Here is a 19,997-nt window from a genome sequence, read left to right as displayed (position 1 = left end):
TTTATTGAATTGATTAAAGTGAAATGGGCAGAAGCAGAAAGAATTAGATATTTATTGTTGATTTTTAGTCAATAATGTTTTGTTTATTTTTGCGTTTTTTGCAATAAGAATAAGCTCTATAGTTGCGCCATAAATCAAACGTATTGGCAAAACATAGGTAAACAATGAGTAATATCTTAATCGTAAATGGTGCAAAACAGTTTGCACATTCAAAGGGTGAATTAAACGATACTCTGACTGACTTGGGTAAAGCAGTACTTACCGATTTGGGGCATAGTGTAAAGGTGACACGTACTGATGCAAATTACGATGCTCAAGAAGAAGTGGAGAAATATCTCTGGGCTGATGTAGTGATCTATCAAATGCCAGGTTGGTGGATGGGTGCACCGTGGACCATGAAAAAATATATTGATGATGTTTTTACCACTGGTCATGGCCGTTTATATGCCAATGATGGTCGTAGCCGTTCTAATACTGCCAAGAAATATGGTTCAGGTGGTTTAATTCAGGGGAAAAAATATATGTTGTCATTAACTTGGAATGCACCCTTACAAGCGTTTGATGATCCTGAGCAATTTTTCCATGGTGCTGGTGTAGATGGTGTTTATTTACCTTTTCATAAAGCCAATCAATTTTTAGGGATGGAAAGCTTAGAAACATTTATTGTCAATGATGTGATTAAAGCACCGCAAATTGCGCAATATGAACAAGCATATCGCCAGCATTTGCAGCAGCTTTTTGCTTAAATTAATTGGTATTTTGAATATCTCATTTAAAAATTTAAGGAGTTTAAAATGTTGACCATTGTGGCTGAAATCCGCGCATATCCAAATGGATTACACAAAGATAAAATTATCCAAGCATTTAAGAAAATCACCCCAACAGTATTACAAGAGCAAGGTTGTCATGGCTATCAGTTATTGGTTGACGCTGATGTTGATGTAAGTTATCAAATCAAGGATTATGATTTGATTGTGATGCTTGAAAAGTGGGAAAGTATTGAGCTTCTCAATGCACACTTGCAAACTGAGCATATGCAAGCTTATCAACTTGAAGTAAAAGAGCATGTTGCTGATGTTAAAATCCGTATTTTAAACAATGGATTTTAAAATTTATACATTGCTGGATAGATTAAAAATATATAAATCAAAATGTCGAGCTTGATTATTGAATCTAATACTTAAAGTCAACCCAGCCGAGTTGGAGCGAAGTAGTTTAGTTTACTTTTGTGGGGGAGTGTTGGCCTTATTGCTTTTGTATGGAAGATACAGAGTATCTTCCATACATTCTTCCCCAGCTTTATGAATCGTTGGTAGATGTGAAAAGTGTTCTATTCAAATTCACCGTAGTCTTTAAAATTAATCTGCTCAAGTTTAAGTGAATAACTGTTCTTTAATTTAGACCAAGAAACTTGCTTAGCTTGATCCTGATTTTCAAACGCACTACCTCCCGTAGTATTTTTAATTTTACCTGTTAGAAAATTGATACTTTTCGCACTGGTTTCACCAGAAGCGCGATGGAAGTAATCTGTATCGTAACCAATTAGTTTAAAAGACTGGTTTTGATAACGAAAAGTAAAAGCGTTGTTATAGACAGACCATGAACCGCAACTGAGCCAATAATGTAAATTAATTTTAACTAATCCATTTTTGATGTTGAGTGGATCGCTTTCACCTAAAGGGTCAGTAAGACAGGGTGATTCTTGATCTCCCTCAGTAGGAAGCAAGGAATTACTTGCAATAAGACGATAGCCTTGAGGGCCTTTAAATAAAATTAATAACTTTCGATTGTTTAAATTCAGCTGAGGATTACCTAATCCCTCATTTGTCACAATATTTTTTGGATCTGTATTTTCAATAATTAAAGCAAGATCCGCTTGTTGATCACCATTTAAATCACCTTGTGCTTTACTCAGTACTTTCCAGTTTTTGGGGACAAATGATTGATAGTCAGCTTTGGTATTGGTGTCTGCCCAAACCAAAGCTGAGCATATTGTTAATGTACAAAATAAAAGTAACCCAGTTTTGTTTTTCATTATTTTTCTCCAATAAATTTAACGCTAAAGTTATGAATAAATTCTTCACTATCCCAAGGGATATTTTCCAAAGTATAGCCTGTCGAAGTTCTCAGTGTTTTCCAAACAATTTTGGCTGGCGTTTCAACTTGTGCAAAGATATTTGGAGTTGTGGTTACTTTGGCTTTGTTGCTTAGAAAGTTAAGGCTAGTTTCTTTTAGTTTGCCACTAATTTTATCTAAATCATAAACATCAAATCCAATGAGGTGGAATTGATTGTTCTTCAGTTTAAACCCATAGGTATACATCAAGCCATATGTATTGCTACAAGATGACATGGTATTGAATAACACATCTAAGCGTTGATTTTCTATCGTCAACGTAGAATCATCTAAAGCATCTTCGATACAGAGTTCTTCTGAACGATAGGTCCAGTTAGAAATTTGCCGACTTAGCTTGAGTTGTAATTGTTGATCTTTTCGAAACAGCACTAATAGCTTTCGATTGTGCTGGTTTTTATTTTTGGGTTGAATGATGATAGCAATATCCTGTCTACCATCCTGATTCAAATCACCCTCTGCTTGAGCAAGAATTTCCCAATTATTTGGAATAAATTTTTGTAATGAGTTGGAAGGTTGATTTGCAAAACTTAGCGATGAATAAGCGATCAGGAGAAGGGTGGTATTTATTATTTTAGTCATGATCTCTCTCAATGAATGTATCAAGATATTTTGAGCCTAAAAGTACTTCGGAAAATCCTTTTAGGCAATTCAAACTATTATTTAAAGAAATAACCTGTTTCAGGTGAGCTTGCATTTGCCATACGTTTACGTGGCATACGACCCGCCAAATACGCTTCACGTCCAGCTTCAACCGCTTTCTTCATTGCTGATGCCATTAAAACTGGATGCTGTGCAGCGGCAATCGCGGTATTCATTAGTACACCATCGCAACCTAGTTCCATTGCAATTGCGGCATCGCTCGCAGTACCTACACCAGCATCAACCAAAACTGGCACTTTGGCATTTTCTTTAATAATTGAAATAGTATGTGGATTTAAAATGCCTAGACCAGAACCAATCAAGCTACCTAAAGGCATAATCGCAACACAACCCATGCTTTCGAGTTCTTGGGCGACAATAGGGTCATCTGATGTATACACCATCACTTCGAAGCCATCTTCAATCAATGTGCGAGCAGCATCAAGTGTTGCTGTTATATTGGGATAAAGGGTTTTCTCATCACCTAATACTTCCAATTTGACCAAGTTATGACCATCTAAAAGTTCACGTGCAAGCATACAAGTACGTACTGCGCTATTGGCATCAAAACAACCGGCTGTGTTTGGTAAAATGGTATATTTTTCAGGAGGAAGTATCGACAGTAAGTTGGGTTGATCTGGATTCTGCCCAATATTTACTCGGCGAATCGCAACAGTCACAATTTCAGCGCCACTGGCTTGAATTGCTAAATCAGTTTCTTGCATATCTTTGTATTTACCCGTACCAACAAGAAGGCGTGATTGAAAAGTACGAGAACCGATAATAAGAGGGGAGTTTTCAGTAGGAAAATCTAGCATGGGAGAGCTCCAAATTAGCCGCCACCGACAGCGTGAATGATTTCAATACGGTCTTTTTCAGTAATAGGGGTAAGTTCAAGTTTACTTTTTGAAATGATCATTTCATTCATTTCTACGGCAAAGCGTTTACCTTCGAGTGAAAGTTCCTGAACCAGTTGTAAAAGATTTTGGCAAGCGGTTTCTTGAGGCTCACCATTTAAGAAAATTTGCATATACATTCCATTCGATTGCGCAAATTGTGAGGTCTAAAATCAAAATAAATTTATTTAGCGTATTTCAATGCGTTCCATGCAAGAACTAGCCAACCTGCAATCATGAGTGCTCCACCAATGGGTGTAATTGCACCTAAACCTCGTGGTAAACCTAGTGCCATGACATAAAGCGAACCGCAGAAAAATAAAATACCGATTTGGATGAGTAAGAAGCTAGCTTTGATTGGAAGTTGTGGAATGACTTTACCGAGAATCGCCAATGCCAATAGACCTAGTGCATGGTAGAAAAAATAATCGGTTGCTGTTTGCCACCATACCAACTGAGCTTCAGTTGCATGAGCTTTTAAACCATGTGCGCCAAATGCACCTAAGATTACTGCAAGCGCTAAATTCAGTGCTGAAATTGCAATCCACATAAGCCAGTCATCTGCATTAATTTGCGCATAACATTAACACAATTTCAAAGCGGGATTAAAGGCAAAATCTATTAAGAATAAAGATTTGACAAAAATATCTGGCAAAATAAAAGGGCATGTCGCCCTTTTATTGAAAATTTAAATTTTATCTTGTATGTAGACAGTTTTGAAGATTTAGTTGGATGACATGGCAACTTTAATTTTGTCCATAGCATTTTTTTCTAACTGACGAATACGTTCAGCAGATACATTGTACTCTGCAGCCAGTTCATGCAAGGTCGATTTATCATCATCTAACCAACGGCGCTGTAAGATGTTGCGTGAGCGATCATCTAACTGTTCCATGGCATTATGCAAAGCTGATGTACTTTGTTCTTCGTAATCTTCTTCTTCGACTAAACGGGCAGGATCATAGCGGTTATCTTCAAGATAAAGTGCTGGTGCAACATGGGTTGAGCCTTCGTCATCGTCATCGCCTTGAGCTTCAAATGCAGCATCATAAGCAGTTAAACGACCTTCCATTTCCAAGACTTGTTCAGGTGTTACATTTAAGTCGTTGGCAATCGATTTTGCTTCTTCAAGTGTGAGTTTTTTACTCGATTTTTTTAGGCTACGTAAATTAAAAAACAATTTACGTTGCGCTTTGGTGGTCGCAATTTTGACAATACGCCAATTGCGAATCACATATTCATGAATTTCAGCCTTAATCCAGTGCACAGCAAAAGACACCAAACGTACACCCATATTCGGGTCAAAGCGTTTGACTGCTTTCATTAAACCGAGATTACCTTCTTGAATTAAATCACCTTGTGGCAAACCATAGCCCGCATAACTGCGCGCAATATGCACCACAAAACGTAAGTGAGACATCACTAACATTTTCGCAGCATCTAAATCTTGATCGTAAAAATAGCGATCAGCTAACTCTTTTTCTTGTTCAGCTGTCAAGATTGGAATCTGATTTACGGTGCTGATATAAGCACCTAAGTTAACACCTGGTGCAGATAAGGACAGGGGCATCAACTGATTGCTGCTGTCACTCATGGGTTCTCCTTATAGGAATTTCGTTGTATAGCTAATGTATTCATCTTAATTCGAATATTGTACATAAGTAAGGAAATTTGGGTATCGAAATGTAAAAATATATGCAAATTTGCAAAAAATAATTTGAATCGAAAATAATTAAGATTCAATTAAGTAATGAAATTCATGCTCTGATCGTTTAGTCAATTGGCAAGTTATCTTATTGATCTCGCAATAACGAGTAATGTCAATTTCGCTGTGCGGATCAGAGGACATTAAGAGAAATATTTGATTAGGCAATGCTCTTTTTAGTTCACGTTTTAACATTAATAGAGGCATTGGGCAGGGTTTGCCCATACAATTTATTTCAATAGGTGTCTGACCTAAAGTTTCATTCATTTTTTGGCAAGGTAACAATAGGGTGATGGAACGCATATTTTACCAAGTTTATTGAAACACCCCAACAAAAATTGGAAAATTCTTCAACAAATAAAAAATAATCGTGAAGCTGTTTAAAAAACACGCTTGATATCGAAAATAATTATCAAAAAAAATTCTATTAATTGTCATAAACCCATGTTAAGCTCGTTGCGTATTTAGGATTTATCAGAAACAATTCTTGTTTTGAAACCCTATTACAAGATGGATGTAACCGGGATTTTGTTAATAGTTTTACAGAATGATTACAAGCTTTGAAATTAGAAAATATTTTAAAACTTTGTTTGCTCTGCTGTTTGCAACACCGGGTGGTCCCTTTTTCTTAATAACTGAGGATTAACTTATGACAGCTCGTGAACAAGGCGTAGTTAAATGGTTCAACGACACTAAAGGCTTCGGCTTTATCCAACGCGCAGGCGGTGATGACGTATTCGTTCATTTCCGTGCTATCCAAGGTGACGGTCATCGTTCACTTCGTGACGGTCAACGCGTTGAATTCAGTGTTGTGCAAGGTCAAAAAGGTTTTCAAGCTGAAGAAGTTCAGCCTTTAGACTAATCTTAAATTTTTAAAATTTAAGTGGCGCTCCAATTTCTTATAAATTGGGGCGTTTTTTGTTTATAATGGGCGCAATTAAAAGTGTCTACAGTTAGAGCTCGTATTTATGTCATCAGGTTTCGAAACCCTTAATTTACATCCGCAACTTAAACAAGCGATTGATGCTTTAGGGTTTAAAGAAATGACCCCAATTCAGCAAAAAGTATTGAAATATACTTTAGCAGGTCATGATGCAATTGGTCGTGCTCAAACCGGCACAGGTAAAACAGCAGCATTTTTAGTCAGTATTATTAATGATTTGCTCACAAACCCAATTCAAGAACAACGTTTCCGGGGCGAGCCACGTGCATTGATTCTTGCGCCAACACGTGAACTGGCAATTCAAATTGAAAATGACGCAAAAGATTTGGTCAAATATACCAATCTAAATGTCGTGACTTTGGTTGGTGGTGTAGATTTTGATAAACAAAGAAAGCAATTGGATCAAGGTTTTGTCGATATTTTAGTAGCAACCCCGGGTCGTTTAATCGATTTCACCGAACAAAAAGAAGTTTGGTTAGATCAAATTGAATTTTTAGTGATTGATGAAGCTGACCGTTTATTAGATATGGGCTTTATTCCATCAGTTAAACGGATTGTGCGTTTTTCTCCACGTAAAGAACAGCGTCAAACGTTAATGTTCTCGGCAACATTTAGCTATGATGTTCTCAATCTTGCACAACAATGGTTATGTGAGCCAGTTACAGTAGAAATTGAGCCTGAAAAGAAAACCAATGCTGATGTGGAACAACGTGTATATGTGGTCGAAAAGAAAGATAAATATCGATTACTACGTGAAATTTTGGCAGATGAACCCATTGAAAAAGTGATGATCTTTGCCAATCGGCGTGATCAAGTTCGTAAACTTTATGACCATTTAAAAGCTGATGGTTATAAGGTCGTGATGCTATCTGGTGAAATAGCGCAAGATAAACGTTTGAAAATGTTGGATCAATTTAAAAATGGTCAACATAATATTATGATCGCAACAGATGTTGCGGGTCGTGGTATCCATGTTGATGGCGTATCTCATGTGGTGAATTTCACTTTACCTGAACAGTCTGATGATTATGTACATCGTATTGGGCGTACAGGGCGTGCAGGTACGCAGGGTGTGAGTATTAGTTTCTTATCTGAAGATGATGCATTTAATTTACCGACTATTGAGAAAGCGATTGGGCAAAAATTGCCTTTAACTCGACTAGAAGGTTATTGCTAGTTTTTTTGTTTCTTTATCGGATTGTGTGTAAAAAACCCACTTATTTAAAGTGGGTTTTTTAATGGCTATTTTTAATTTAGAAGACTAAACGGATTAACTTGCTTTACAGCTAAAGGTCAGAGTTGTTTGATAGTCAGTATCTTTTTCAATACCGTAATTTTTGCCCATCACTGAACCTAATACGCCTGCTGCTGCAGTGATCATTTTTCCAGTTTGTTCATCGATTACACCTTTTAAGCTGCCATGGTATTCAGTTTTTTCATCAACCAAGACGGGCGCACCTTTTTTACCGCAAGCCTTGTTTGCTGCAGTAATGGCATTGTTTTTTGCCGTAATTTGATCTTTACCTAAGCCAGTAACTTCATACTGGTTATCTGCTTTTTGAATCGCTAAAGTTTGTGTTGGATTTGATGCACATGCTGTGAAGAGTAATGCTGAACTAGCAAGTAAAGTGATCGTTGTTAATTTATTCATATTGATTCTCAAATTCCTGTACTAAAAATTAAAAAGATAGTGCTTTTAAATTAGTTATAATTTGAGCATAGAATGTGGGCTAAATATTGAGAAACATGTATAAATTTTGCAGTTTTTTTTGAGTTTATTGATGATTTGGCTTTATTTTTAAAGCCACAGGGTATTGAAGGCATTTTTTTTGTGAGCAATCATGATCATTGATAACCTAACAATAAGTTGTATGCATTATTGACAGATGCTAAGTAAATTTTGTTGGAGATAGCTTAATGATTTTAGATTATGCTAATCTTGAAACAAGTGAAATTAACTAGATAATAGATAGGTCAATGTCAGATTTAAATTTCAAAGCAGTACATGACAATATTCATCAACGTCAATCAGTCGGTCATTTGGTTGAACCAGCACCTTCACACGAACAACTGAATATTGCATTTAAAGCCGCTTTAACAGCACCCGATCATCATCGTTTAAAGCCAACACAATTTATTGTAGTGGATGTTGAACAACGTGAAGCATTTGGCGCATTACTGGCACAATCTATTGCTGACTTAGGTGAATTAGATCCAGCCCAAGTTGAACGAGTAAAACTTCATCCTTTTAGAGCACCTATTTTAGTACTTGCTGTGACTAAATTCCAAGACCACCCTAAAGTGCCTTTTTTTGAACAAACGCTGAGTTCAGGGGCAGCAATTGAAAACTTTTTATTGTCGATGCAGGCACAAGGTTTCGCAACAATGTGGCGGAGTGGGGCTGTTGTTGAATCTAAATTATTAAAATCAGCATTGGGTTTAGCTGAGCGAGATTTAATTTCAGGCATTATTTATGTTGGCACAGCGGCAAAAGCGATTGCCTCGCGTGCAGAGGTTGAAACAACACAATATGTTCATTTTTGGCAAGCTTGAGTCAAAAAAATATTGATATTTTCAGATTGAAAAAATCATTGGGTTATTAGGATAAGCATTTTAGGATAACAATAAATGTCGGATTTACAATTTAAAGATTTAGTTGAACCTATTGTTTTGGGTCAGAAAACAGCATTACGAGTGACTGTACTGGGTGGCGGTAGTTTTGGTACTGCAATGGCAAATACAGCAGTACGTAATGGTTGCGACACCATGATTTGGATTCGTGATGAAAGTATAGCTGCCGAAATTAATGCAACCCATGTAAATAAACGCTATTTACCTGATTTTCAATTGGAGACGGGCTTACGTGCTGAGTCAAATCTAGAAGATGCAGTGCGTGATCGCGATATTATTCTGGTCGCAATTCCAAGTCATTCTTTTCGTGATGTTTTACGTCAAATTAAACCTTTTATCAGTGCGCAAGCCGTTGTTTCATTAACCAAAGGGATTGAAGCAAAAACCTTTAGTTTTATGAGTGACATCATTCGTGAGGAGCTTCCTGAAGTTCCTTATGGTGTTCTTTCAGGGCCAAATTTAGCCAAAGAAATTGTTGCAGGACAACCTGCGGGTACAGTGATTGCCAGTGATAGTGAGTTAGTACGTTATGCCGTACAACAAGCACTGCATAGTGCCTTGTTTCGAGTATTTGGCAGTGACGATGTGCATGGTGTCGAATTGGGGGGGGCACTTAAAAATATTTATGCTGTTGCAATGGGAATGGCGGCAGCTTATAAAGTCGGTGAAAATACCAAGAGTATGATTTTAACCCGTGCCTTGGCTGAAATGAGCCGCTTTGCAGTTAAGTTGGGTGCAAATCCTTTAACCTTCTTAGGCTTGTCTGGTGTTGGTGATCTTTTTGCGACCTGTAATAGCCCGTTGAGCCGAAATTATCAAGTTGGTTTTGCCTTGGGTTCTGGAAAGACACTGGAACAAGCAACATCTGAACTGGGTCAAACCGCTGAAGGGATCAATACCATTGTACAAGTCAATGCACGTGCAAAGGAGTTGGATGTCTATATGCCAATTACAACTGCGTTGTATGAGGTTATTTTTGACGGTGCACCACCACTCAATATTGCTGTTTCTTTAATGAAGAATGGGCATCGTAGTGATGTAGAGTTTGTCCTTCCACATAACGAAGTTTAATGGCATGTTGTTAGGACAATATTTCAAGCTTTAGAGATGGATTTGTAACAAAGCCTCGTTATAATCAGTGCAATATTTAAAAGGAAATCTTATGCAACTGACTTTGGTGCGTCATGGTGAAGCAGCTCCACCCGTCAATGGGGTGGACAGTAAACGACCTTTAACACAACGCGGGCATTTACAAGCAGAACAAACGGCTAATTTTTTAAAACAAAACGTACAGCCTGATGTATTTGTTGTAAGTACTTTATTGAGAGCACAAGAAACATTGGCGCACATACAGACTTACTTCCCAGATGTATCAGTATTAGTCTGTGATAAAATAAAGCCAGATGATGATGCAAAATTAGCAATCGAGTGGTTGTCACAATTGCCATTTGAACGTATTGTTGTGGTATGTCATATGAATGTTGTTGCACATATTGCTGAACAGTTGACACATGAACATTTTAATCCTTTTGCCTTGGCAGAGGCTCGTATCTATGAGCAAACTGTGATTGCAAATGGTCTATCTACACAAGATAAAGCCTTTATTCCAACTGTATAAAAGCATTGTTAAAAGAACTTAACGGCAGAAAACGATAAATGTTGTACTTATGGATGCCTGAAGCCAATGGGGTTTGGCAGTGGTCTCGAGGAACTGATTGGACTAAATCTTCGAGCCTAGAACAATTAATACAAGATATTAAACTTTACCAAGGTGAAGAAGCTGTGGTTTTCTTCCCCAGTCGTGAAGTGCAAATTCTTCAACAGAAATTTAGTAAAACTCAATATAAACAATTGGGTGTAGATGGTGTCAAATATTTATTAGAAGAATATGTGATTTTGCCGATTGATCAGATGAAAGTGTTTTCATACTTTCAACAACCGGATCAGGTTTCAATATTGGGGATTCATCAATATGCTGTCACAACAATGCAGCATTCCTTGTCATTGATTCCGTTAAAAATCGTATCTTTATTACCTGACTTTTTGATGCTGCCCGCACCAGAAGCTGGACAGACGATTTTGGCCAATATCAATGGGCAATTATTGGTTCGAGAAGGTGAGTTTCTTGGTAATTCGATTGATGATATCAGTGTATATTTAGATTTTGCTGATCGAGAAAAAAATTATCTATATAGTGGATTGACAGATGAGCAAGCGGTCAGCTTATTTGCCATTGCTACAGCGGATCAACGTGAGCCTTTTGATTATCAATTTAGTGAAATCAAAAAAAATAAACAACATCCTTATAATGTATTGCCAAAAGCCAAGCAAGCCAATCAAGGTGTTTCTCGTTATTGGCAAGCCTGTGCAGTATTGGTGGTTGTGTTGATCATTGCGCAATTGAGTTATGATGCTTTGCGTTGGATTAAACTAAAGAAAGTTGCGGATCAAACTGCTTTAATTGCAGTGGATCAGTACAAAAAGTGGTTTCCAAATGAGCAACGGATTACAGAAGAGTCTGTAGAGCGTCAGTTTAAAAATAAATTAGCACTTAGTCAGAGTGCCAATACGCAAGCTTTACAATTACTCAGCCGTGTTGGGCCTATTCTGATGCAACATCAGATCATTGCCAGTCGTGTGAATTATGATACATCTGTGTTAAATATGGATCTGGTGGCGAAAAATGCTGAAGGCTTACAGACCTTGGTAACGCAACTGAATCAACAGGGCTTTAAAGCGGAATTAGGTAATGTTCAGACGCAAGGTGCATCTGTCGTTGGTTTGGTGAAGATACAATAATGAAAACAATGGAAAATGTGCAGAATCGACTGGATATATGGTCTGAGAAAATCGCAGATAATTTAGAAAAAATATCACCACGTGAACGTGTCATGGTTATTTTCACTACGATTTTTGTCATTGTGGCAATTGTGGGTGCGGCATTGTGGTACACCCATAAAGCTGCCGAAAAACAGCAAGCACGTTTAAATCAGATGAAAGATCTTGTGGTTTGGATGCAAAGTAATGTGGTGACTATGAAGCCTGCAGATGACTTGGCTTTAACCACCGCAGATAAAATTCAACGTGTAGCACAACAACAAGGGCTTTCGGTTGCCTCGCAGCAAGTGGGTGAGCAATTTCAGATTATTGCACAACATCAAAACTATGCCGTTTTAGCAAACTTTTTAACCCAAATTGTCCAAATGGGTGTAAGTTTGGAAAAGATGGAGTTAGCCAAAGAAGGTGGGCAGATTAAATTAACAGCGACGGTACAGTAGTAGCGAAAATAAACACAGTTCAAGCATAGCCTTTTCAACATACTGTGCCTATAATATGGCAACTTAAAAAGCAGTAGACTTTTGTAGCTATGATGTATTCACTTGCTCGCCCTTTGTTGTTTTCTTTAGCACCAGAGCGTGCACATGAACTCACATTATCCATGCTTAAATCTGCCCATAGAATGGGGGCGATTCGTCAAACTGTTGCTGCCAAACCAGTCACTTGCATGGGAATTGAGTTTCCAAATCCAGTTGGCCTAGCAGCAGGACTAGATAAAAATGGCGCTTATATCGATGCCTTAGCGGGTTTAGGATTTGGTTTTATTGAAATTGGAACCATTACGCCTAAACCACAAGAGGGCAATCCCAAGCCACGCCTTTTCCGTATTCCCCAAGCCAAAGCAATTATTAACCGTATGGGGTTTAATAATGATGGTGTGGATCAATTGGTTGAGAATGTTAAAGCCGCAAAATTTAAAGGCATTCTTGGTATCAATATTGGTAAAAATGCCACAACACCAGTTGAAGATGCAGTTTCTGATTATTTAGTTTGTCTTGAAAAAGTTTATAACTACGCATCTTATATTACTGTTAATATCTCATCTCCAAACACCAAGAATTTACGTTCTTTACAAAGTGGCCATGCCCTCACTGAACTTTTGGAAACACTGAAAAAACGTCAGTTAGAGTTGGCAGAAGAATTGCAACACTATGTTCCTTTAGTGTTGAAAGTTGCACCAGATCTAGAAGCTTCAGATATTGAATTTATTGCATCACAATTGTTGCAGTTTAAAATTGATGGATTGATTGTGACCAATACAACATTATCCCGTGAGGGGGTTGAAGGTTTACCATTTGGTGATGAAGCGGGTGGTTTATCCGGTGCGCCAGTATTTGAAAAGAGCACGGCATGTTTGGCGGCTTTTTCAAAAATTTTGCAGGGGAAAATTCCTTTAATCGGTGTTGGTGGAATTTTATCTGGTGAACAAGCTGTTGCAAAACAACAAGCCGGCGCAAGCTTAGTCCAAATTTATAGTGGTATGATCTATACAGGTCCTATACTCATTAAAGACTGTGTTGACGCTATGATTTAAAATATGAATACCTTAGACATTATTATTCTGATTCTATTGCTCATTGGAGGGCTAAACGGTTTGCGACAAGGATTCGTGAAAGCCTTTGCGAACTTGATAGGATGGATATTTGCACTGATTGTCGGTGCCAAATATGCCAATATCATCGCACCTTCAATGTCTGCACTCAGTCAGGATCCTGTGGTGCAGAAGATTGCTGCATTTGCTTTTATTGTCTTGGTCATTATTGTTTTAACATGGATTGTCACTGCTTTACTTAATCAGATTTTAAAAACTTTAAAACTCGGTCCATTAAATCGTTTAGCTGGAAGTGCTTTGGGTGCCTTGAAAGGTTTGTTCATCGTCCTCATTACTATGCAAGGTTTAGGGCCGTGGGTTGAAAGTTCTCCAACTTGGAAACAATCCAAATTCATTCAGACGCTTTTACCATTTGCACCTTTGGCATCTGAAATCTCTAAAGATGCTGCAAATGAAGCATTACATCATATACATTCAGAAGATCGTTCCGATGATGCTTCTGTAACGAAGACTGATCGATCATCGGATATTCAAAACGATGAAAAATCAGCACATTCGACAAAGAATCCGTTTTATTAGTCCTAGCTGGTCTGCGAGGTAGTTATGTGTGGAGTCGTTGGTATAGCAGGTAAAGCACCTGTAAACCAAATGTTATTTGATGCGTTGACGATGTTACAACATCGTGGGCAAGATGCGGCTGGGATTGTGACTTGTCATAATGGACGTCTTTTTCTAAGAAAAGATAATGGTATGGTACGTGATGTATTTCATACTCGCCACATGCGCGCGTTACTCGGTAACTATGGTATTGGTCACGTGCGTTATCCAACTGCTGGTTCTTCAAGTAGTGCAGAAGCGCAGCCTTTCTATGTAAACTCACCGTATGGGATTACTTTGGCTCATAATGGTAACTTAACCAATGCAGCTGATATTCACGATGACTTATTCAAAACTGACTTACGTCATATGAATACGGACTCAGACTCAGAAGTATTGTTGAACGTTTTTGCTCATGAATTGCAAAAATGTGCATCATTAACGCCAATGCCTGATGATATTTTTCATACGGTTAAACGTGTGCATGAGCGTTGTAAAGGTGCTTATGGCGTCGTTGCAATGATCACAGGGCATGGCATTGTTGGTTTTCGTGATCCGAATGGTATTCGTCCACTTATTTATGGTTCACGTTTAACTGAAAATGGTGAAACAGAATATATCATCGCATCGGAATCTGTTGCAATAACAGCATTAGGATTTAAGGTAGAGCGTGATATTGAGCCTGGTGAAGCGATCTTTATCAATTCAAAAGGTGAATTCTTTTCACAACAGTGTGCTGCAAATTCGCGCTACCGCCCATGTATTTTTGAATACGTTTATTTTGCGCGTCCAGACGCAATAATTGATGGTATTTCGGTATATAAAGCACGTTTGAAAATGGGTGAAACCCTTGCGAAGAAAATTCTTCATGAATGGGGTGATATGCATGACATCGACGTGGTGATTCCAATTCCAGATACAAGTCGTACTTCTGCTTTAGAGTTGGCGAATATGCTGGGTGTGAAATTCCGTGAAGGTTTCATGAAAAACCGTTATATTGGCCGTACCTTTATTATGCCGGGCCAACAACAACGTACCAAATCCGTACGTCAAAAACTCAACCCTGTAGAGCTTGAGTTTAAAGGTAAGAACGTTTTGTTAGTTGATGATTCGATTGTACGTGGTACGACTTGTAATGAAATCATTCAAATGGCACGTGATGCTGGTGCAAAAAAAGTCTATTTTGCCTCTGCTGCACCTATGGTGAAATATCCAAATGTGTATGGTATTGATATGCCAGCAAAAGCAGAATTGATTGCTTCACATCGTAGTGTCGAAGAAATACAGGGAATCATTGGCGCCGATCGTTTAATCTTTCAAGACTTGGATGATCTAAAAGCTGCAGTAAGAACCAGTAAGGTTCCTGTAGTGCAAGAGTTTGATTGTTCAGTGTTTGATGGTGTTTATGTGACAGGTGATATTGATGAACAATATTTAACTGATCTGGAGCAAAGTCGTAGTGATACTGCTAAAAAAGAGAAAGATGGTTATATTGATGTCAATATCGATGCTGCATCTGTTGATTTGAGTGGTATCAAAGAAGAAATGTAATCAACTTTGATTTACATTGAGAAAAAGCGGGAAGTTCCCGCTTTTTTCATTTATAGTATTTTGCAATGTAATGAGGAATTTTACATTGAAAGATGTCAGTCATTATTTGATAAAAAACAAAAATATGTTGTGGTCTGCAAGTATTTGTTTACTTGCGGTCATTTTGACGATTTTTATTCTAAATACTGTTTTAGGGTTGCTGGTTCACTATGCAGACCCAGATCAAGAGATTTGGTGGAATATTCTCAGCCCATACTGTGTAGGCTTGATCATTGTCATTATTGGATGGTCAATCGCATATGAATTTTATGTCTTCCGTACAGGTGGTCATTCACTTGCAAAGCAATTAAAAGCCCGTCGTTTAAGTCAAATTGAAAGCACACCTGAAGAAAGTGTAGCATTAAAACTAGCAGATAAATTTGCGGAGACTTTTGAAATTGATGCACCTACATTATATGTTTTGCCAGGTGAAGTTGGGGTTAATGCATTAACTGCTGGATTCCATCCAAGAGATACAGTGATTATCCTGACTTGGGGTGCATTACAGAACTTGGATGAATTAGAACTTTATGGTTTGCTCGGTCATGAGTTTAATCAAATTTTGTCAGGTGAAGCACGTGAAAATACCCGACTTAAAATTTTATATAGTGGTTTAATTACCTTTAGCCAGTTGGGAAGTAAAATCGCAAAACAGGGTTTTAATCGTTATAACGCCAAGGGAAATCAGCATAAATTTGAAACCAGTTTTGTTGCTGTTGGTGGCGTGATTTGGCTGTTAGGTAGTATGGGGATTTTAATTAATCGTTTGATTAAATATTTCACTTTAGGGGGGCGTACTTTTTATAACGATTATAAAACTAAAAAGTTATTGTTAAATAATGCCAATGTACAAACGTTATTACGGATCTATGTGCATCACGCAGGTTCTCAAATTCATAGTGAGTTTTCAGAAGCCATTGCGCATATGTGTTTTGCTAATTCATTAAGTCCGCAAAGTTGGTTAAATATCCATCCAAGTATTGAAGACCGTATTTATGAGTTAAATCCAACACTATTACAGGATTTACAGCTCGAAAATTTAAAAAAATTACGCAGTCAGCCTTTATTTAGTTTGTTGCGACCTTTGGAAGAATCAACAGGGGATGTTTATAACCCGTGGGTATCTCCACAGCCGCTACCTCTGTTACGATTATCGCCGATTAGTTTTGCTTTAAACGATGCAATTAAGCCTTTAAATCCAGAAGTACGCCGTCAAATTGAGCGTTCTGACTTGATTCAGCGCGCTATGCAAACAGCAACGGGTTCTCGTGAGGTGATGGTCGCCATCTTAATGATTCGACAGTATCGCGAATTTATTCCATCTGATGCAGAGGTGAGTCGTGCAATTATTGACTCACTTTTGAATTTAGATGGTCGGGTGCATATTCAAATTTTCCATGATGCCTGTGAAAATCTTGGTAATATGCCTGCGACCAGTGCACGTCAATTTGTGACCAAGCTAGCGAAAATTATTCAAGAAGATGGCGAGATTGGTTTGTTAGATGCATTGCTGATTGAACGTGTAAAGGCTGAATTGCATTTGCTGCCGATGCATACACCCTCATCATTGGAAACGGTGAAGCCGCAAATTGTGCGCTTGATTGATGCATTACTGCACGTACAGCAAATTAACAGTGCCAATCAGCTTGATGTACGTTATGAGATTTTAGAACGGGTTTTGTCTAAGGATGAGTTAGAACTGTTTGAGGAAATCTCAGATGAACCTATTGATTTGGGAGAAATCTTAAATGATATTGCAGGGTTATTATTACGTGATCGCCTAAGTATTTTGGGCGTGGCTGAAATTTGTTTGTGGAATGATCGAATTATTACGCAAGATGAACTAGATGTACTGCAATTGCTGTATTGGCGACTTGGCTTTGCCACAGATGATATCGTAGATCAAATGCAAAAAAAGAATAGTGTGATGATTATTTAACAAATGTAAAGTAAGTTGTAGTGACGTAATCATAGAAAGTATAATAAAAAGAATCAAATGGGAAACGCGAACACCCCTTTTTTTTGAAGTGGTGTTCACGAAACTTTGAATTAACTCGCCATAGCATCGACAGAAAGCTCAGCCACTGTTGGTTTGGCTTTTTCTGCTTTTAAACCTAACTTATTAAACAGTTGTTTGTCTTTACCTTCGCCTGCATTCGGTGTGGTTAATAATTTTTCACCACTAAATAGCGAGTTTGCACCTGCCATAAAGGCTAAAGCTTGATCTGAGTCAGTGAGAGATTCACGGCCAGCAGAAAGACGGATATAGCTGTGTGGCATGATAATACGCGCAACCGCAATAGTACGAATCCATTCTGTGACATCAAGTTTTTCAACATCTGCAAGTGGTGTACCTTCAATTGGGACAAGCATGTTGATCGGTACAGATTCAGGATGAACAGGCAAGGTTGCTAATTCATGTAATAATCCAATACGATCATTACGATTTTCACCCAGTCCAACAATACCGCCACTACAGACTTTCATACCTGCATTACGAACATGATCCAAGGTGTCTAAGCGATCATCAAAAGTACGGGTGCTGATAATATGTGAATAGTATTCACGAGACGTATCTAAGTTATGGTTGTAATAATCTAAGCCTGCTGCATGTAAACGTTCAGCTTGTGATTGGTTAAGCATACCCAGTGTCATGCAGGTTTCTAAACCTAAGGCTTTAACTTCACGCACCATTTCGAGGACGTAAGGCATATCACGCTCATGTGGGTTTCGCCATGCTGCACCCATACAAAAACGCGAAGAACCTGATTCAATGGCTTCTTTTGCTTCACTGATTACTTTATCAACCGCAATACGTTTTTCAGCTTCTAATTTTGAATCATAGCGTGCAGATTGCGAACAATATTTGCAATCTTCAGGGCACTTACCAGTTTTAATTGAAAGTAAAGTACTGACTTGGATGGTATTGGCATCAAAGTGTTCACGATGAATTTGCTGTGCTTTGAAAACTAAGTCTAAAAAAGGCTGTTCATATAAAGCTTGAATTTCTTCACGAGCCCAGTCATTACGTACTGTCATTAATTAAATCCATGATAATCATTATCTATCCTTGTATATAATACATAATTCATGCCAATTCTATAGGGCAAAAAAGTACAAATATGATGGTATCTTACGATTAAAATGATCAAGAGTATAGAGAACTAAAATTATAAATATAGTTGCAAAGTTAATCACATTTCTTGTGATTTACTCACAAAATTTTAACTTTAATTTTTGTTAACTTCAGTGTATTGGTTATTAAAATATTCAAAAATTACGAACTTTGTAACGATCTGAAAATTATAATTTGGCACAAATTAAGGGCATAAATGAGCTTGAATTTAGCCTTGTTTAGAGCTTTGCTCTTTAATAGCCCAATCAATATGGACTTGCACAACTTCATCATGTAGGGCTCTATTTTGGGTCAAAGCTGTAATAATTTGGGCTGAATACGGTGCATTACCTAAGCCGATTGCAATATTGCGCATAAAGCTTTGAAAGCCTGTACGTCGGATGGGACTTCCTTCAGTACAGTTGAGGAAGGTTTGCTCATCCCATTGCCATAAATCTAATAAATTAATATTGTCTAAGCCATAACGTGGATTAAAGTCTTCAATTGAGGCTTTTTTGGCAAAACTGTTCCAAGGACAAATCAGTTGACAATCGTCACAGCCAAAAACACGGTTACCAATACCACGTCTTAACTCTTCAGGAATAATTCCCTTATATTCGATGGTTAAATAGGCGATACATCTGCGCGCATCCAGCATATACGGCTCAACGATCGCTTGTGTTGGGCAAATATCGATACAGGCTGAACATGAACCACAATGAGGCGTTGACGGTTCATCAAAGGGTAAATCAAGTGAAGTAAATAATTCACCTAAAACAAAAAAGGAACCCGATTTTTTATGAATCAATAAAGTATGTTTACCCGTCCATCCCATTCCTGCACTTTCTGCCAGTGATTTTTCAAATACTGGTGCCGAGTCCGCAAAGGGGCGAGATTCAAACGGACCAACTTTTTCTTTAATGAGGGTTGCCAAGGTTTTTAACCGACCACGCATGATTTTATGATAGTCACGTCCACGTGCATAACGGGCAATAATGGCTGAATTGGGTTCATCTGGGACATAACGTGGTTTTGGTGTTTCAACCAAATAGTTCATTCGTACACAGATGATACTTTTCGTGCCTGGAACCAATAGTGTGGGATCCGCTCTTTTTTCTAAATTTTCTTCTAAAAACTTCATATCGCCATGGTATCCGCGTTTTAAATATTCTTTAAATCGTGGTAATTCAGCTTGAGCATCAGGACGAGCAATGACACAATCAGCAAAGCCCAGTTGCAAAGCCTGTTGTTTGATCCAAGACTTTAGTTCTTGAAGATCAAGCTGTTGCAAGGGAATGGATTGCGAAGTTAAAGTTGCCGACATAATGAATCAATGCGCTATAAAATAGTGAGAA

At 38.0% G+C, this 19,997-nt stretch carries 23 protein-coding genes; 13 read left to right on the top strand and 10 right to left on the bottom strand.

Annotated elements, in window-relative coordinates; translation table 11 throughout:
* Positions 1-164: 164 nt before the first annotated feature.
* Complete coding sequence (locus ACG916_RS09200) at positions 165-746, top strand: NAD(P)H-dependent oxidoreductase (RefSeq protein ID WP_336954267.1); 582 nt, start codon at positions 165-167, stop codon at positions 744-746.
* Positions 747-794: 48 nt separating this feature from the next.
* Complete coding sequence (locus ACG916_RS09195; RefSeq protein ID WP_419327781.1) at positions 795-1,109, top strand: putative quinol monooxygenase; 315 nt, start codon at positions 795-797, stop codon at positions 1,107-1,109.
* A 221-nt stretch (positions 1,110-1,330) separates the two neighbouring features.
* Here ACG916_RS09195 and ACG916_RS09190 read toward each other — a convergent pair whose 3' ends face one another.
* From ACG916_RS09190 to ACG916_RS09160, 7 genes are all read right to left on the bottom strand, one after another.
* The gene (locus ACG916_RS09190) at positions 1,331-2,035 is read right to left on the bottom strand and encodes a hypothetical protein (RefSeq protein ID WP_336954265.1); all 705 of its coding nucleotides are present in this window, start codon (positions 2,033-2,035) and stop codon (positions 1,331-1,333) included.
* The gene (locus ACG916_RS09185) at positions 2,035-2,715 is read right to left on the bottom strand and encodes a hypothetical protein (protein ID WP_336954264.1); all 681 of its coding nucleotides are present in this window, start codon (positions 2,713-2,715) and stop codon (positions 2,035-2,037) included. The genes ACG916_RS09190 and ACG916_RS09185 overlap by 1 nt, the downstream gene beginning before the upstream one ends.
* 77 nt (positions 2,716-2,792) lie before the next feature.
* On the bottom strand, positions 2,793-3,593 hold the full coding sequence (locus ACG916_RS09180) for a thiazole synthase (protein ID WP_336954263.1): 801 nt from the start codon (positions 3,591-3,593) through the stop codon (positions 2,793-2,795).
* A gap of 14 nt (positions 3,594-3,607) precedes the next feature.
* Positions 3,608-3,805, bottom strand: a complete 198-nt coding sequence (gene thiS / locus ACG916_RS09175; protein ID WP_336954262.1) for a sulfur carrier protein ThiS — start codon at positions 3,803-3,805, stop codon at positions 3,608-3,610.
* Between the two features lie 50 nt (positions 3,806-3,855).
* Positions 3,856-4,221, bottom strand: a complete 366-nt coding sequence (locus tag ACG916_RS09170) for a DUF423 domain-containing protein (RefSeq protein ID WP_336954261.1) — start codon at positions 4,219-4,221, stop codon at positions 3,856-3,858.
* Positions 4,222-4,395: 174 nt separating this feature from the next.
* Entirely contained in the window at positions 4,396-5,265 is an 870-nt protein-coding gene (rpoH, locus tag ACG916_RS09165; RefSeq protein ID WP_336954260.1) for an RNA polymerase sigma factor RpoH, read from the bottom strand.
* Between the two features lie 138 nt (positions 5,266-5,403).
* Positions 5,404-5,643, bottom strand: a complete 240-nt coding sequence (locus ACG916_RS09160) for a sulfurtransferase TusA family protein (protein WP_419327820.1) — start codon at positions 5,641-5,643, stop codon at positions 5,404-5,406.
* A 382-nt stretch (positions 5,644-6,025) separates the two neighbouring features.
* Between ACG916_RS09160 and ACG916_RS09155 the strand changes: the two genes are divergently transcribed.
* Positions 6,026-6,238, top strand: a complete 213-nt coding sequence (locus ACG916_RS09155; RefSeq protein ID WP_004822370.1) for a cold-shock protein — start codon at positions 6,026-6,028, stop codon at positions 6,236-6,238.
* Positions 6,239-6,344: 106 nt separating this feature from the next.
* Positions 6,345-7,496 (top strand): ATP-dependent RNA helicase RhlB, encoded by a 1,152-nt coding sequence (rhlB, locus tag ACG916_RS09150; protein ID WP_336954259.1) that lies wholly within the window; start codon positions 6,345-6,347, stop codon positions 7,494-7,496.
* Positions 7,497-7,589: 93 nt separating this feature from the next.
* On the opposite strand, the gene ACG916_RS09145 is transcribed toward rhlB, so the two are convergent.
* Positions 7,590-7,970, bottom strand: coding sequence for a hypothetical protein (locus ACG916_RS09145; protein WP_419330384.1), 381 nt, complete (start codon positions 7,968-7,970; stop codon positions 7,590-7,592).
* Between the two features lie 326 nt (positions 7,971-8,296).
* Here ACG916_RS09145 and ACG916_RS09140 point away from each other — a divergent pair, with 326 nt between their 5' ends.
* From ACG916_RS09140 to ACG916_RS09100, 9 genes are all read left to right on the top strand, one after another.
* Positions 8,297-8,872 (top strand): nitroreductase family protein, encoded by a 576-nt coding sequence (locus tag ACG916_RS09140; protein ID WP_336954258.1) that lies wholly within the window; start codon positions 8,297-8,299, stop codon positions 8,870-8,872.
* A gap of 75 nt (positions 8,873-8,947) precedes the next feature.
* Positions 8,948-10,021 carry an NAD(P)H-dependent glycerol-3-phosphate dehydrogenase gene (locus tag ACG916_RS09135; protein WP_336954256.1) on the top strand — a complete coding sequence of 358 codons (1,074 nt, stop codon included), beginning with the start codon at positions 8,948-8,950 and terminating at the stop codon, positions 10,019-10,021.
* 91 nt (positions 10,022-10,112) lie between these two features.
* Entirely contained in the window at positions 10,113-10,568 is a 456-nt protein-coding gene (locus ACG916_RS09130; RefSeq protein ID WP_336954255.1) for a SixA phosphatase family protein, read from the top strand.
* A gap of 38 nt (positions 10,569-10,606) precedes the next feature.
* Positions 10,607-11,749, top strand: coding sequence for a type II secretion system protein GspL (gspL, locus tag ACG916_RS09125; RefSeq protein ID WP_419327783.1), 1,143 nt, complete (start codon positions 10,607-10,609; stop codon positions 11,747-11,749).
* Complete coding sequence (locus tag ACG916_RS09120) at positions 11,749-12,228, top strand: type II secretion system protein M (protein WP_419327784.1); 480 nt, start codon at positions 11,749-11,751, stop codon at positions 12,226-12,228. Before gspL ends, ACG916_RS09120 begins: the two co-directional genes overlap by 1 nt.
* An 89-nt stretch (positions 12,229-12,317) precedes the next feature.
* Complete coding sequence (locus ACG916_RS09115; protein WP_336954251.1) at positions 12,318-13,322, top strand: quinone-dependent dihydroorotate dehydrogenase; 1,005 nt, start codon at positions 12,318-12,320, stop codon at positions 13,320-13,322.
* A gap of 3 nt (positions 13,323-13,325) precedes the next feature.
* A complete protein-coding gene (locus tag ACG916_RS09110; RefSeq protein ID WP_336954249.1) occupies positions 13,326-13,919 on the top strand; it encodes a CvpA family protein in 594 nt (197 codons plus the stop codon).
* A 24-nt stretch (positions 13,920-13,943) separates the two neighbouring features.
* On the top strand, positions 13,944-15,488 hold the full coding sequence (purF, locus tag ACG916_RS09105) for an amidophosphoribosyltransferase (RefSeq protein ID WP_336954248.1): 1,545 nt from the start codon (positions 13,944-13,946) through the stop codon (positions 15,486-15,488).
* Positions 15,489-15,573: 85 nt separating this feature from the next.
* On the top strand, positions 15,574-17,466 hold the full coding sequence (locus tag ACG916_RS09100) for a M48 family metallopeptidase (RefSeq protein ID WP_419327785.1): 1,893 nt from the start codon (positions 15,574-15,576) through the stop codon (positions 17,464-17,466).
* A gap of 110 nt (positions 17,467-17,576) precedes the next feature.
* On the opposite strand, the gene bioB is transcribed toward ACG916_RS09100, so the two are convergent.
* Both bioB and queG read right to left on the bottom strand, forming a co-directional pair.
* Complete coding sequence (gene bioB / locus ACG916_RS09095) at positions 17,577-18,566, bottom strand: biotin synthase BioB (RefSeq protein WP_336954246.1); 990 nt, start codon at positions 18,564-18,566, stop codon at positions 17,577-17,579.
* 305 nt (positions 18,567-18,871) lie between these two features.
* Positions 18,872-19,966 (bottom strand): tRNA epoxyqueuosine(34) reductase QueG, encoded by a 1,095-nt coding sequence (gene queG, locus ACG916_RS09090; protein ID WP_419327786.1) that lies wholly within the window; start codon positions 19,964-19,966, stop codon positions 18,872-18,874.
* Positions 19,967-19,997 lie beyond the last annotated feature (31 nt).

The organism is Acinetobacter legionensis (assembly GCF_048552295.1).
Taxonomy (GTDB): domain Bacteria; phylum Pseudomonadota; class Gammaproteobacteria; order Pseudomonadales; family Moraxellaceae; genus Acinetobacter.
Note: the sequence above shows the minus strand (reverse complement) of the source record. Positions and strands in the feature narration are given on the sequence as shown.